Here is a 15,132-nt window from a genome sequence, read left to right on the forward strand (position 1 = left end):
TATCATATCGCCTGTTTTAGGCTCGCTTAACCCGTTTTAATTAACTTAATTGAGGAAAATAAAAATGGCAAAAATCGTTAAAGTGATTGGTCGCGAAATCATCGACTCACGCGGTAACCCAACTGTTGAAGCTGAAGTTCATCTTGAAGGAGGTTTTGTTGGTTTAGCTGCGGCTCCATCTGGTGCATCAACTGGTTCTCGTGAAGCATTAGAATTACGTGACGGCGACAAATCTCGTTTCTTAGGTAAAGGCGTATTAAAAGCCGTATCTGCAGTGAACAACGAAATCGCACAAGCCATCTTTGGTAAAGATGCAACAAACCAAGCTGAAATCGACCAAATTATGATCGATTTAGACGGTACTGAAAACAAATCTAACTTTGGTGCAAATGCAATCTTAGCGGTATCTTTAGCAAACGCAAAAGCAGCGGCAGCATCTAAAGGTTTACCACTTTACGCTTACATTGCAGAATTAAATGGCACTGCTGGTGTTTATTCTATGCCATTACCAATGATGAACATCATTAACGGTGGCGAACACGCAGATAACAATGTCGATATTCAAGAATTTATGATCCAACCAGTGGGTGCGAAAACGTTACGTGAAGCACTTCGTATCGGTGCTGAAGTATTCCACAATCTTGCAAAAGTATTAAAATCTAAAGGCATGAGCACGGCAGTTGGCGATGAAGGTGGTTTCGCACCAAACTTAGCCTCTAACGCAGACGCTTTAGCATGTATCAAAGAAGCAGTTGAAAAAGCAGGTTACGTATTAGGTAAAGACGTTACTTTAGCGATGGACTGCGCATCTTCTGAATTCTATAACAAAGAAACTGGCAAATACGAAATGAAAGGCGAAGGCCGTTCATTCACTTCTCAAGAGTTCACACACTATCTTGAAGAATTAACTAAACAATACCCAATCGTGTCTATCGAAGATGGTCAAGATGAATCTGACTGGGAAGGTTTTGCATACCAAACTAAAGTGTTAGGCGACCGCGTTCAATTAGTGGGCGACGACTTATTCGTAACTAACACCAAAATCTTAAAAGAGGGTATCGAAAAAGGTATCGCAAACTCTATCTTAATCAAATTCAACCAAATCGGTTCTTTAACTGAAACTTTAGCGGCAATCAAAATGGCTAAAGATGCAGGTTACACGGCTGTAATCTCTCACCGTTCAGGCGAAACCGAAGATGCAACTATTGCTGATTTAGCGGTTGGTACAGCAGCAGGTCAAATCAAAACGGGTTCTATGAGCCGTTCTGACCGTATTGCGAAATACAACCAATTAATCCGTATCGAAGAAGCATTAGAACGTGCTGGCACTCCAGCCCCGTTCTTAGGCTTAAAAGCGGTTAAAGGTCAAGCGTAATTCACGCTGAATTTACTGTAAAATCTCACCGCACTTTGTATAAAAGTGCGGTGTTTTTATATCTAATATTTAAAGGAAAGGGAATGTTACATTTAACTTTAGAAGACGAACTCTTTTTAGGAACGCCAAAGCAAGTAGGAACGCATTCTACGGTATTTGAGCATTTTGCCGTAATGTTTGAAGATGACGGTGAAACAGGCTATTTTTATGCACTTGATATGCGTCAAAATGCTCAACCGATAGTGGATATGTTGCACGTGTATAATGTTGATTCAACCTCTAATCATCATGAGGCACGCAAACTTGAAATTTGTTGGGATGAAAGTGGTTATTTAGCCTTGTTGCTTATTAATGGCTATCCTCATGCCGTATTTGATTTTGCTCGTTTAGTCGGCTATAACAGCAATAAATATCCACAACCAGATCTAATGAGTATGTGGACTCGTGAAGAAATTACCAATAAACAGGCCGAGCAATGGCTAGGCGTGAAAACCATTCGATAAAAATTGAGAACAATGAAAAAGAAAAATCAGATTTTAGTGAGTTTATCTATTGTGGCCTTATTAGGAGGCTGTTCAGAAGAACAAGTACAACGTGATGTGTATCAGTCTTTAGACGATTGTTTAGCGGATTGGAAAAAAATTGAGCTTTGTGAGGCAGATAAAAATACCGAGAGTACTCAGAAAACTGAAACTACACCACCGCAGGGGCTTGGTTTAAATATTCGTGATAACGGTAATGCAGAAAGTGCGGTAAAAAATCCAGCTGAAAATAATGCACAAGCTAATCAAAGTGAGAACAATGCTGAATCGACTGCAAAAGCTGAAAGTACCGATCCTTCTTTAGGGGCCGCAATTGCTGGTGGCGTTATAGGGTATATGGCAGCTCGTGCAATTAGTAGTTTCCTTGGCCCGAGCTATCATCCTGGAAATCGAGCTGTCACCACACCAGCAGGGCAAGTTGTGCAACCGCAAACAAATCGTTCTGTTGGAAAACCAATGCTTGTGAAAGGAAATGCAGGAAGCATGAATAGCAAACCTGTATCTCGTGGTGGTTTTAGTAGCCCAAATAATACTAATCGTAGCAGTGGGGGCTAAATGAAACGTGTAACCGGGTTTCCTATTCGACCAGATATGGTGCAACAGCTACTTAATGTTGGATTTGATTACTATAATTTGCCTTCTAGTGATGGCTCTCATTATTGGTCTGATAATGTTGCCTATGAATTTACTTTAGCGGAAATTGATCGCATTGAGGATACAACTAATGAATTACATTTAATGTGTTTAGATTTTGCGGCGGATGAAATTAAAAAAGGCGATTATGAAAATTATCGTTTTACGGAGTTGCAAAAACAGCTTATTGAAAGCTCTTGGCGTAATCAAGATCCTTATTTATATGGACGCTTTGATTTTGGCTATGATGGCGACAACCTAAAAATGTTTGAATATAATGCCGATACGCCAACATCTTTGTTGGAGGCTGCGGTTGTTCAATGGCAGTGGTTGGAACAAATTGAGGGCTTGAAACATCGTGATCAATTTAACTGGATTCATGAAGAATTAATTAAACATTTCCAATTTTTGAAACAACAAAGTGGTAAAACAGATTTCCATTTGAGTGCTATGCAAGATGCTGGCCGTGAAGATTGGGGCAATGTGGATTATTTAGCTGATGTGGCTTATAACGCAGGTTGGAATATTCATCAATTAGCGGTGGAAGATATTGGCTATAACAGCGAAACAGAAAAATTTGTAGATTTAAATGATCAGCCTATTGAAATGTTATTTAAATTGTATCCGCTGGAATGGCTAAGCCACGCTGAGTTTGCTCGCCATATTACAACCGCTGAAACACGATTTATTGAGCCTGCGTGGAAAATGTTGTTAAGTAATAAAGCGCTATTGGCAAAACTTTGGGCGCGTTATCCGAATCATCCGAATTTATTGCCTGCTTATTTTACGCCTTTCGAATTACCAAAAGATTTATCGATGTGGGTGAAAAAACCATTGTTAGGTCGAGAAGGTGCCAATGTCTTCTATTATGAGAAAAACAATGGCGTAGAATTTGCAGCGAAAGGAAGCGAACACTCTACGTTTTATGCTAATTCAGGTTATGTTTATCAACAAAAATTTGAATTACCAAGTTTTGATGGAATGTATCCAATTATCGGCTCTTGGGTTGTGGGTGATGTGGCTTGCGGTATGGGATTACGCGAAGATTTTACTGCAGTAACGGGGAATGATAGTCATTTTATACCTCATTATTTTGTACCTTGATACATATTTATCATTATTACTCAAATGCAATATTTATCATAAGAATGGAAGCTATTATAGGTTATTTTTCACATTCAAATTTTTAACCGATTACAAAATCGTTCACGTATTATGTAACTAATTAGTAATATTTCATTAAAAAAAAATCTGCATCCAAATTGATTAAACCTTAGTCTAACTTTTGGGTGCAGATTAATTACTACTATTATTTATTTAAAGTAATTAACTCGAAAGATTATAACAATCCGCCTTGACCTAATGCAGGGTCAGTATCACGAGCTTTTAATGCATCTTCAACGGTTAAACCTAATGCTTTCGCAACGCCTTCACCGTATGCTGCATCACACCAGTGACAGTTACGAATATGACGGTATTTGATGAAATCAGGTGCATCGCCCATTGCAGCTGCAGTGTTATTAAACAACGCTTGTTTTTGCTCTGCATTCATTAAGTTAAATAATGCACGAGGTTGGCTGAAGTAATCGTTATCATCCTTACGATAATCCCAGTGTGCTGCATCTCCGTTGATACGAAGTGGTGGTTCAGCAAAGTCTGGTTGTTGTTGCCATTGGCTGAAGCTGTTTGGCTCGTAGTGTGGCAAGCTACCGTAGTTACCATCTACACGACCTTGACCATCACGTTGGTTGCTATGAACTGGGCAACGCGGACGATTCACTGGAATTTGACGGTAATTCACACCTAAACGGTAGCGTTGTGCATCCGCATAGTTAAATAAACGAGCTTGTAACATTCTGTCAGGGCTTGCGCCGATACCTGGAACCAAGTTACTTGGTGCAAATGCAGATTGTTCTACATCAGCGAAGAAGTTTTCTGGGTTACGGTTTAATTCAAACTCCCCTACTTCAATTAATGGATAGTCTTTTTTTGACCATACTTTGGTTAAGTCAAATGGATGATAAGATACTTTTTCTGCATCAGCTTCTGGCATAATTTGTACAAATAATGTCCATTTAGGAAAATCACCACGTTCAATCGCTTCATATAAATCACGTTGATGGCTTTCACGGTCATTTGCAATAATTTCTGCGGCTTCAGCATTCGTTAAATTTTTAATGCCTTGTTGAGTACGGAAGTGGAATTTTACCCAAAAACGTTCGCCCGCTTCGTTCCAAAAACTATAAGTGTGAGAACCGAAACCGTGCATATGACGATAGCTTGCAGGAATACCACGATCACTCATTACAACAGTTACTTGGTGTAATGCTTCTGGTAATAATGTCCAGAAATCCCAGTTATTTTTTGCTGAACGCATATTAGTACGCGGATCGCGTTTTACTGCTTTGTTTAAATCTGGGAATTTACGTGGATCACGTAAGAAGAATACTGGCGTATTGTTACCTACTAAATCCCAGTTACCTTCTTCAGTATAGAATTTTAATGCAAAACCACGAATATCACGCTCAGCATCTGCTGCACCACGTTCGCCTGCCACGGTGGTAAAACGTGCGAACATTTCAGTTTTTTTACCCACTTCACTAAAAATTTTTGCACGAGTATATTTAGTAATATCGTGTGTCACAGTAAAGGTACCAAATGCACCAGAACCTTTAGCGTGCATACGACGCTCTGGGATCACTTCACGTACGAAATCAGCTAATTTTTCGTTAAGCCATAAATCTTGTGCAAGTAATGGACCACGTGGACCAGCTGTTAAGCTGTTTTGGTTATCAGCAACGGGTGCACCGTTACCCATTGTTAAGTTTGTCGCAGCTAAGTGCGAGAAAGGACATTGAGAACTCATGGTAGATTCCTTGTAAAGTTAATAAATTTAGTTAGGTTGAAATGAATTTCTTGCGAATCATATAGAAAGGTTTAAACAATTGAAATCTATTAAATCAATCAAAAAAAACTATACTAAAATAAGACTTAAAATCTACCTAAATATTCAAAATTACTTACTTGATATATCTTTATAAAGCCTGATTTTCAACCGCATTTTTCGCCTTTATCCCTTTTACGGATTCAAGTATAATACCAACATTTTTAATCACATTAGATCAACGATTATGAGTACAAAATTTAACGTAAAAACATTCCAAGGTATGATTTTAGCCCTACAAGAATATTGGGCAAACCAAGGCTGCACCATTGTGCAACCTTTTGATATGGAAGTGGGTGCAGGTACTTCTCACCCCATGACCGCATTGCGTGCATTAGGCCCAGAGCCAATGGCATTTGCTTATGTTCAACCTTCACGTCGTCCGACCGATGGTCGCTACGGCGAAAACCCAAACCGTTTACAGCATTACTACCAATTCCAAGTGGTAATCAAACCTTCTCCAGATAATATTCAAGAACTTTATTTAGGCTCGCTTGAAATGCTCGGTTTCGATCCAACACAAAACGACATCCGTTTCGTGGAAGATAACTGGGAAAACCCAACCTTAGGTGCTTGGGGCTTGGGTTGGGAAGTATGGTTAAACGGGATGGAAGTAACCCAGTTTACCTATTTCCAACAAGTGGGCGGCTTAGAATGTAAACCTGTAACGGGCGAAGTGACCTACGGTTTAGAGCGTTTAGCCATGTACATTCAAGGCGTAGATTCTGTGTATGACTTAGTTTGGTCTGACGGCCCGCTTGGCAAAACCACTTATGGCGATGTTTTCCATCAAAATGAAGTTGAGCAATCAACCTATAACTTTGAACACGCAAACACAGATTTCTTATTCTACTGCTTCGATCAATACGAAAAAGAGGCACAAGAGTTATTAGCCTTAGAAAAACCGTTACCATTGCCAGCTTATGAACGTATTTTGAAAGCAGCACACAGCTTTAACTTATTAGATGCGCGTAAAGCAATTTCGGTCACCGAACGCCAGCGCTATATTTTACGCATTCGTGCCTTAACCAAAGGCGTGGCGGAAGCCTATTATGCAAGCCGTGAAGCCTTAGGTTTCCCAGGTTGTAAAAAATAACATTTAAAGGTAATTCAAAAAAGTGCGGTGAAATTTGACCGCACTTTAGGAGAGCAAAATGAGCAAACCCATTCTTTTTTATGCAGAAACATGCCCAGATACCGCGCCATTTGTCGCGGAGTTGGATCGCTTAGGTGTGGATTACGATGAAGTAGAAATTATGACTTCATTACCTAATCTCAAACAATTTATTCGTTTACGCGATAGCAGTGCAGAATTTGATAACTCGAAAGCAAATGGCTATTTAGGCATTCCTGCATTGTTATTACCAAATGGCGATGTTGTTTTAGACCTATCAAAGTTAAAAGCAATTTTTTGAGTTCTAGGAAAAAATAGAATAGCAGTTTTCATGCAACCCTATGAAAAATACCTAAAAGAGAATTCGCAGAAATTGCGAGCGGATCAAACGGATGCAGAAAGAAAGCTATGGCAACGCATCAATCGAGATCAATTATTAGGATTTCGTTTTAATCGACAAAAGCCACTTTTAAGTTATTTTGTTGATTTTTATTGTGCAAAAGCAAAGCTGATTATTGAATTAGATGGTAGTCAGCACTATGAACCTGATTATCAGGAAAAAGATGCATTGCGAGATGCAGAATTAAATTCACTTGGTTTTACAGTGATGCGATTTAGCAATGATGAAGTCATGCGTGAAATTGAAGCGGTAGTAGAGCAGATTTATTTGTTTTTAGAGAATGTAAGGGCTGATTGAGTATGAGGTTGGATTAACCTCTGCCACAAACGCTTGCGTTTGAACGTTGCTTTAGCAACGGCACGAAGTGCGAGCGAAGCGAGTAAATCTCCCCTACCCCTCTTTGCTAAAGAGGGGAATTCTTGAGTAAATTGATAGTAACTGGTTCATTTACATTTTAATTTCAATAGAGATTAAATTATCTGCTTTAAAAAAACGTTAAAGTAGGACATAAATATTTAACTCTCCAAAGATCCAATCCCCTCTTTAGCAAAGAGGGGTAGGGGAGATTTGGCAGAAGTAATAACGAAGAAAATAAGAATTTAAATCTACAGAATTTTTAAATAAGAGAAACAAAATGACAACCCAAAACTTCCTAGTAGAAATCGGCACTGAAGAGCTGCCACCAAAAGCTCTAAAAACATTAGCGACCTCTTTTGCGGATAACGTTGAGGCGGAATTAAACCAAGCAGGCTTATCATTCGACAAAATCGAATGGTTTGCGGCGCCGCGTCGTTTAGCGGTGAAAGTGTTGAACTTATCAACCCAACAACCGAGCAAAGAAATCGAAAAACGTGGGCCGGCAGTATCTGCAGCTTTTGATGCGGAAGGTAAACCAACTAAAGCGGCTGAAGGCTGGGCGCGTGGTTGTGGTATTACCGTTGAGCAAGCAGAACGCATTGCGACTGATAAAGGCGAATGGTTAGTTCACCGTGCAAAAATTAAAGGTCAGCCGACTAAAAACTTACTTAACGACATTGTGGCAAATGCGTTAGCGAAATTGCCAATTCCAAAACCAATGCGTTGGGCAGATAAAATCGTGCAATTTATTCGTCCAGTTCACACCGTGACTATGTTGTTAGGTGATGAGTTAATCGAAGGCGAAATTTTAGGTGTAGCAAGTGCGCGTACTATTCGTGGTCACCGTTTCTTAGGCGAGAAAGAATTTGAAATTCAACATGCAGACCAATATCCACAATTATTGCGTGAAAAAGGTTCAGTGGTAGCGGATTTTAACGAGCGTAAAGCCGAAATCCTTGCAAAATCTCAAGCAAAAGCGACCGCACTTGGTGGCGTGGCTGACATTGAAGAAAGCTTGCTTGAAGAAGTGACTTCGTTGGTGGAATACCCAAATGTGTTAGCGGCAAAATTTGAAGAACGTTTCTTAGCAGTGCCTGCGGAAGCCTTGGTTTACACCATGAAAGGCGACCAAAAATACTTCCCAATTTATGACAAAGACGGCAAATTATTACCGCACTTTATTTTTGTCTCGAACATCAACCCAGAAGATCCAACCGCGATTATTGAAGGGAACGAAAAAGTGGTTCGCCCTCGTTTAACTGATGCGGAATTCTTCTTCAAAACTGACTTAAAACAAAAACTGGTTGATCGTTTACCACGTTTAGAAACCGTGTTGTTCCAACAACAACTCGGTACATTAAAAGACAAAACTGATCGTATCGAACAACTTGCAGGCGAAATTGCAAAACAAATCGGTGCAGACGAAGCGAAAGCAAAACGTGCAGGTTTACTGTCAAAATGTGACTTAATGACCAACATGGTATTCGAATTCACCGATACGCAAGGCGTAATGGGCATGCACTATGCTCGTCACGACGGCGAAGATGAAGAAGTAGCAGTAGCATTAAACGAACAATATATGCCACGCTTTGCAGGCGATGAATTACCAAAATCACTCGTTGCAAGTGCGGTCGCTTTAGCCGATAAATTTGACACTTTAACGGGTATCTTTGGAATCGGGCAAGCACCAAAAGGCAGTGCAGACCCATTTGCATTGCGTCGTGCGGCATTAGGTGCGTTACGTATTATTGTAGAGAAAAATTTACCACTGGATTTAGAAGATTTAGTGAAAAAATCAGCCGCTCTTTTCGGCGATAAACTCACGAATAAAAACGTGGTTGCCGATGTGGTAGATTTCATGCTCGGTCGTTTCCGTGCATGGTATCAAGATGAAGGCATTGCGGTGGATGTGATTCAAGCGGTATTGGCTCGTCGTCCAACCCGTCCAGCTGATTTTGATGCGCGAGTGCGTGCGGTTTCACACTTCCGTACTTTAGATTCAGCGGAAGCGTTAGCGGCAGCAAACAAACGTGTAAGCAACATCTTATCCAAAGCGGATGCTGCAATTGGTGAGATCAATTTGACCGCTTGCGTAGAGCCAGCTGAAAAAGCACTTGCTGAAGCGGTACTTGCATTACGCACTGAAGTACAACCGCTTATTGCAAAAGGCGATTACACGGCAGTATTAGATAAATTATCGAACTTACGCACGCCAGTAGACAGTTTCTTCGACAACGTAATGGTAAATGCTGAAGATCCAGCATTACGCCAAAACCGCTTAGCGATTTTAAATACGTTACAAGGGTTATTCTTACAAGTAGCTGATATTTCAGTGCTTCAATAATGTAAAAAGGGATGGTTGATTTTTCATCAATCATCCTTTCTTTTATAGACTTCAAGTGATTATTTCTCTATAATTACCGCAATTTCCCCCCTTAGCTCAGTCGGTTAGAGCAGGCGACTCATAATCGCTTGGTCACTGGTTCAAGTCCGGTAGGGGGGACCATTTTTTCCAGCCAAAAATCTCTTTTTTATCAAAAATCTTATTTCAATATTGTCTATTTTATTTGCCTTGTGACTACAAACAAATTTTCACAGATAAATCAGCGAGTTTAATCCACACTTCATCGCTAAATTCTTGTTTAGCAAGGCGTTCAATATTGGCGAGTTCTTGGATAATTTCGTAGAGTTTTTGGTAAGTTAAACGCTGAATTGCACTTAAAAAGAGCGGTCGGCGATTTTGCCAGATTTTTAGACGATCAAATTCAGCCTTAATTTGTTGAGTTGGAAGTTTTTCCGTTGTCATAATACGTTGCTGTGGTTTTGTGAGTTCAAGCAACGTAAATAATTCTCGCTGTAGTGTGCGTAATAAAATAACAGGTTGCACATCTTCAGCTTGTAAACCTTTTAAAATACGTTTAGCACGATTTGCTTTTCCCATTAGCAAAGCATCAATCCATTGAAATGGTGTAAAAATTGAGGATTGTTCCACCACGCTAATGACACGATTGTAGTTAAGTTTATGATCAGGATGGAGCAAATCTAAAAGCTGCAGAGCTTGTTTGAGTGCGAGCAAGTTATTCTCATAACTGTAACAAAGTTGTTGAATTGCTTCATTATCGGCATCTAATCCCATTGCTTTAGTACGATTTTTTACCCAACGTGGCAAGTTTTCTACCGTCGGTGTTTGACAATTTATCAGTATTACATTTGGTTCATGTTGATTAAGTGCAATAAACCACGCTTGCTTTTCAATCGCTTTAGTCAATTTTGCTACCTGTAAAATAAGCAAGACATCTTTATTCAATACGGATATAAGTTCTTGCAGATTTTTCTGCAAAAGTGCGGTGAAATTTTCAGGTAAATTCAAGCTTAGTATTTGTTTACTAAAAAATAACCCCATAGATTGACAAGATTCTATAAGTTGCACCCAATCAGTTTGGCTATCAACCTGAATGCTATTTTTTTCATCAAAACCTTGCTGGTTTGCCACTTGACAAATAGTATCCTCAGTTTCACTAAGTAATAAAGGATCTTGCCCATGCGAGAGATAAACTCTAGCTAAACCTTGAGCAAGATTATAATTTAGTTGCTCTGGAAAAATACGGTTCATTATTTGCTTTTTATTTGATTTTGTAACGCAATTATTTTTACGATTAATTGACGCGCTACTTGCTCGCGCATATCATTCCAAATTACCTCGCGTTCTTCCGATTTGGCTAATGCTGCACGCGCATTATCAAAGAAAGTACGATTTACTTTCGCATTGATTGGATAGCTTTCGCCATTAGCAAGGCGAAAAGTGGCTTCAACTTCCAACATTAAAAGTTTTTCTGCTTCACGTCCGTGCTTAAAAATAGATGCGACTTGATCTGAAGTAATCTGTTTATTAATACGTAAAATGGGAATATTTTGTTTTACATTAACAATATTAACCTGATTTTCCTGTAACTTGCGACGCATAATAACAGTGAAATCATTATAAGGGTCATCACTTTCAAGGGCTAATGTTCGCAATTCATTTGGCATAGTAACCGACTGTTGAAAATGCCAACCGCAAGCAGAAAGAATTGCTAATGTTGCGATAAGCAGTAAAGTCTTGATTGATTTGATCATAAAAACTACCTTTAATTGTAGGACGTGTAAAATGTAAATATTTCACGTACGTATAAAAAATAGTGCGTGAATTTTGAATTCACACACCCCACGTATTATGGTTTCACTACTACGTTTAATAATTTACCTGCGACATAAATCACTTTGACAATATGTTGATTATCAACAAATTTCTTCACATTTTCATCCGCGAAAGCAATCGTTTTGACTGTTTCTTCATCCGCATCTGCCGCAACGGTAACTTTGCCACGAACCTTACCGTTTACTTGTACCACAATAAGTTTTTCGTCTTCTACCATTGCATCTTCGTCGGCTTTTACCCATTCTGCGGTATCAATAGCACTTTCATTGCCAAGAGCTTGCCATAATTCAAAACAGATATGCGGCGTAATTGGATAAAGCATACGAACAACTGCACTTAATGCTTCCGCCATGACTGCTCGATCTTGATCGCTTTCTAAGGAAGCCTTAGTCAGTTTATTCATCAACTCCATTACTGCTGCAATCGCAGTATTAAATGTTTGACGACGACCAATATCATCACTCACTTTCGCAATTGTTTTATGTACTTCACGACGAAGCACTTTTTGTTCTGCGGAAAGTGCGGTCAAATCTAGGCTAGTTTTTGCTGGATTTTGTTGATATTGATATACCAAATTCCAAACACGCCCTAAGAAACGTTTCGCACCTTCTACGCCAGATTCTTGCCATTCCAAGGTCATTTCTGCTGGAGAGGCAAACATCATAAATAGACGAACAGTATCGGCACCATATTTTTCTACCATTTCTTGTGGATCAATACCGTTATTTTTGGATTTCGACATTTTGGTCATGCCGCTGTGGACTAGTTCACGCCCTTCAGGAGCTGTGGCTTTAATAATTCTGCCTTTTTCATCACGCTCAAGGGTCACTTGGGTTGGGCTTACCCAAATACGCTCGTTGGTTGGACTGGTGTAATAGAAAGCATCTGCAAGCACCATACCTTGACACAATAATTTATCGGCTGGTTCGTCACTGGTTACAAATCCTGCATCGCGTAACAATTTGTGGAAAAAACGGAAGTAGAGCAAATGCATTGTTGCGTGTTCAATACCACCGATATATTGATCCACTGGTAACCAATAGTTTGCTTCTTCCGCATCAAGCATGCCATTTTGATATTGTGGACAAGTGTAGCGCGCGTAATACCAAGAGGATTCCATAAAGGTATCAAAGGTATCCGTTTCTTTTAATGCAGGTACACCGTTGAAAGTTGTTTTCGCCCAGTTTGGATCCGCTTTAATTGGGCTTTTCACGCCATCCATTACCACATCTTCAGGCAGAATAATGGGTAAATCTTCTATTGGTGCAGGTACTACATCGCCATTTTCAAGGGTTAGCATCGGAATTGGTGCTCCCCAATAACGTTGGCGAGAAACACCCCAGTCACGTAAACGGTAATTCACTTGACGTTTTCCTACACCTAATTTTTCTAATTTATCTGCAATGCCGTTGAATGCACCTTCAAAATCTAAACCATCAAACTCAGCTGAGTTCACTAATTTACCGTGCTCAACGAAAGCTTGTTTAGTTAAATCAATTTCTTCATCAGCAATGGGTTCAATAACTTGCTTAATTTGTAAACCGTATTTTTGAGCAAATTCAAAGTCACGCTGGTCGTGAGCTGGAACCGCCATTACTGCGCCAGTACCGTAGTGCATTAACACGAAATTCGCGGCCCAAATTGGCAATTTTTCACCCGTCAATGGATGAACCGCAAATAAGCCCGTTGCCATTCCTTTTTTCTCCATTGTCGCAAGATCAGCTTCTGCCACTTTGGCATTTTTTGCTTCTTGGATAAAGGTGGCTAATTCAGGATTATTTTGAGCCGCTAAACTTGCTAATGGATGTGCTGCGGCAATGCCTAAATAACTTACGCCGTAAAAGGTATCTGGACGCGTGGTGTAAACTGCTACTTTTTCGTTAGTATCTGCAACATCAAAGGTAATTTCTACCCCTTCAGAACGACCGATCCAGTTACGCTGCATAGTTTTTACCATATCAGGCCATTGTGGAAGGGTATCTAAACCACCTAATAATTGCTCTGCATAGTCAGTAATTTTGATAAACCATTGTGGGATTTCTTTTTGTTCCACAGGTGTATCACAACGCCAGCAACAACCTTCGTGTACTTGCTCGTTTGCGAGTACGGTTTCATCATTTGGACACCAGTTTACGGTTGAGGTTTTTTTGTACACCAAGCCTTTTTTGTAAAGCTCTGTGAAGAACCATTGTTCCCATTTGTAGTATTCTGGTTTACAGGTTGCGATTTCACGATCCCAGTCGAAACCAAAGCCTAAAAGCTGAAGTTGTTTTTTCATGCAGGCAATGTTTTCGTATGTCCATTTAGCAGGCGCAGTTTTATTTTTGATCGCCGCACCTTCTGCCGGTAAGCCGAAAGCATCCCAACCAAAAGGTTGCAACACGTTTTTACCTAGCATACGTTGATAACGAGAAATTACATCGCCAATAGTGTAGTTACGTACGTGTCCCATATGCAGGCGACCTGATGGATATGGGAACATAGAAAGACAGTAATATTTTTCTTTAGATTCGTCTTTGATTGCTTTGAAAACTTTATTTTCTGCCCAATATTGTTGAACCTTTGGTTCGATCATATCGGGACGATATTGTTCTTGCATAAAATCACCTTAAATTTTAACCGCACTTTTGCAGCATTTTGACAATAGAAAATGTGGCATAGAATACCGTAAAACGGCAAAAATTAATAGGGAGAGAAATAAAAGTGCGGTGATTTTTTTTTAGTTGTTTTTCACAATAAATTTTCAATTTTTACAGAACAGATTCGAACAAAGGAATCCATAGCAAGCAAATACAACTTATGATATAGTTCACAACCGAATTTATAGGGATCTTTTTATAATAAAAATAATGATAGAACTCGATCAAAACAATATTCCAAAACACATTGCCATTATTATGGATGGTAATGGGCGTTGGGCAAAACAGAAAAATAAAATGCGAATTTTTGGACACACCAATGGCGTTACTGCAGTACGCAAGGCTGTGGCTTATGCGCGACAAATCGGTGTGAAAGTGCTCACACTTTATGCCCTTAGTAGCGAAAATTGGAGTCGCCCAGAACAAGAAGTCAGCGCGTTAATGTCGCTTTTTATGCAAGCCTTAGATCGAGAAGTAAAAAAATTACATAAAAATAATATTTGTCTGAAAATTATTGGCGATGTATCTCGTTTTAGTGAAACTTTACAAGAAAAAATCAAAAAAGCGGAAAATTTAACAGAAAAAAATACCGCACTTACGCTCAATATTGCGGCAAATTACGGCGGTTGTTGGGATATTGTTCAAGCAGCTAAACAAATTGCAGAAAAAGTTAAAAAAGAAGAAATGTCAGTTTCAGATATTAATAACTCGACGTTTCAACATCATCTTGCAACGCAAAATGCACCACCTGTAGATTTATTAATTCGCACCAGTGGAGAACAACGCATAAGCAACTTTTTATTATGGCAAATTGCCTATGCGGAATTATATTTTTCCGATGTGCTTTGGCCCGATTTTAATCAATTAGAATTTAATCGTGCTATTGCAAGTTATCAACAACGTCATCGCCGTTTTGGTGGGACAGAATAA

General features: G+C 39.5%; 13 protein-coding genes and 1 tRNA gene. 10 read left to right on the forward strand and 4 right to left on the reverse strand.

Annotation, left to right across the window (positions count from 1 at the left end; translation table 11 throughout):
• The first annotated feature begins 64 nt into the window (after positions 1-64).
• The 4 genes from eno to DQN24_RS00330 all read left to right on the forward strand — a co-directional run bounded on the left by eno (position 65) and on the right by DQN24_RS00330 (position 3,654).
• Positions 65-1,375, forward strand: coding sequence for a phosphopyruvate hydratase (eno, locus tag DQN24_RS00315; protein ID WP_111695218.1), 1,311 nt, complete (start codon positions 65-67; stop codon positions 1,373-1,375).
• Positions 1,376-1,458: 83 nt separating this feature from the next.
• Positions 1,459-1,878, forward strand: a complete 420-nt coding sequence (locus DQN24_RS00320; protein WP_005636440.1) for a DUF2251 domain-containing protein — start codon at positions 1,459-1,461, stop codon at positions 1,876-1,878.
• Between the two features lie 12 nt (positions 1,879-1,890).
• Positions 1,891-2,472 carry a hypothetical protein gene (locus DQN24_RS00325; RefSeq protein WP_021034768.1) on the forward strand — a complete coding sequence of 194 codons (582 nt, stop codon included), beginning with the start codon at positions 1,891-1,893 and terminating at the stop codon, positions 2,470-2,472.
• The gene (locus DQN24_RS00330) at positions 2,473-3,654 is read left to right on the forward strand and encodes a glutathionylspermidine synthase family protein (protein WP_041175281.1); all 1,182 of its coding nucleotides are present in this window, start codon (positions 2,473-2,475) and stop codon (positions 3,652-3,654) included.
• Between the two features lie 235 nt (positions 3,655-3,889).
• Here the strand turns inward: DQN24_RS00330 and DQN24_RS00335 are convergent, their stop codons facing one another.
• Positions 3,890-5,416: a catalase gene (locus DQN24_RS00335; RefSeq protein WP_021034766.1), complete on the reverse strand. Its 1,527-nt coding sequence runs from the start codon at positions 5,414-5,416 to the stop codon at positions 3,890-3,892.
• Positions 5,417-5,681: 265 nt separating this feature from the next.
• Between DQN24_RS00335 and glyQ the strand changes: the two genes are divergently transcribed.
• From glyQ to DQN24_RS00360, 5 genes are all read left to right on the forward strand, one after another.
• Positions 5,682-6,590 (forward strand): glycine--tRNA ligase subunit alpha, encoded by a 909-nt coding sequence (glyQ, locus tag DQN24_RS00340; RefSeq protein WP_005632923.1) that lies wholly within the window; start codon positions 5,682-5,684, stop codon positions 6,588-6,590.
• Between the two features lie 58 nt (positions 6,591-6,648).
• Positions 6,649-6,909 carry a hypothetical protein gene (locus tag DQN24_RS00345; protein WP_005659157.1) on the forward strand — a complete coding sequence of 87 codons (261 nt, stop codon included), beginning with the start codon at positions 6,649-6,651 and terminating at the stop codon, positions 6,907-6,909.
• Positions 6,910-6,939: 30 nt separating this feature from the next.
• The gene (locus DQN24_RS00350) at positions 6,940-7,305 is read left to right on the forward strand and encodes an endonuclease domain-containing protein (protein WP_111695219.1); all 366 of its coding nucleotides are present in this window, start codon (positions 6,940-6,942) and stop codon (positions 7,303-7,305) included.
• Positions 7,306-7,642: 337 nt separating this feature from the next.
• Positions 7,643-9,709, forward strand: coding sequence for a glycine--tRNA ligase subunit beta (gene glyS / locus DQN24_RS00355; RefSeq protein WP_111695220.1), 2,067 nt, complete (start codon positions 7,643-7,645; stop codon positions 9,707-9,709).
• 85 nt (positions 9,710-9,794) lie between these two features.
• Positions 9,795-9,871: transfer RNA gene (locus tag DQN24_RS00360), tRNA-Ile, on the forward strand.
• A gap of 72 nt (positions 9,872-9,943) precedes the next feature.
• Here DQN24_RS00360 and holA read toward each other — a convergent pair.
• The 3 genes from holA to leuS all read right to left on the reverse strand — a co-directional run bounded on the left by holA (position 9,944) and on the right by leuS (position 14,162).
• The gene (holA, locus tag DQN24_RS00365; protein ID WP_021034762.1) at positions 9,944-10,978 is read right to left on the reverse strand and encodes a DNA polymerase III subunit delta; all 1,035 of its coding nucleotides are present in this window, start codon (positions 10,976-10,978) and stop codon (positions 9,944-9,946) included.
• On the reverse strand, positions 10,978-11,481 hold the full coding sequence (gene lptE / locus DQN24_RS00370) for an LPS assembly lipoprotein LptE (protein WP_021034761.1): 504 nt from the start codon (positions 11,479-11,481) through the stop codon (positions 10,978-10,980). The genes holA and lptE overlap by 1 nt, the downstream gene beginning before the upstream one ends.
• 95 nt (positions 11,482-11,576) lie before the next feature.
• Positions 11,577-14,162 (reverse strand): leucine--tRNA ligase, encoded by a 2,586-nt coding sequence (leuS, locus tag DQN24_RS00375; RefSeq protein ID WP_054249350.1) that lies wholly within the window; start codon positions 14,160-14,162, stop codon positions 11,577-11,579.
• Between the two features lie 250 nt (positions 14,163-14,412).
• Between leuS and uppS the strand changes: the two genes are divergently transcribed.
• Positions 14,413-15,132 carry a polyprenyl diphosphate synthase gene (gene uppS, locus DQN24_RS00380; protein ID WP_021034758.1) on the forward strand — a complete coding sequence of 240 codons (720 nt, stop codon included), beginning with the start codon at positions 14,413-14,415 and terminating at the stop codon, positions 15,130-15,132.

The sequence above is a fragment of the Haemophilus influenzae genome, assembly GCF_900475755.1.
Classification (GTDB): Bacteria; Pseudomonadota; Gammaproteobacteria; order Enterobacterales; family Pasteurellaceae; genus Haemophilus; species Haemophilus influenzae_D.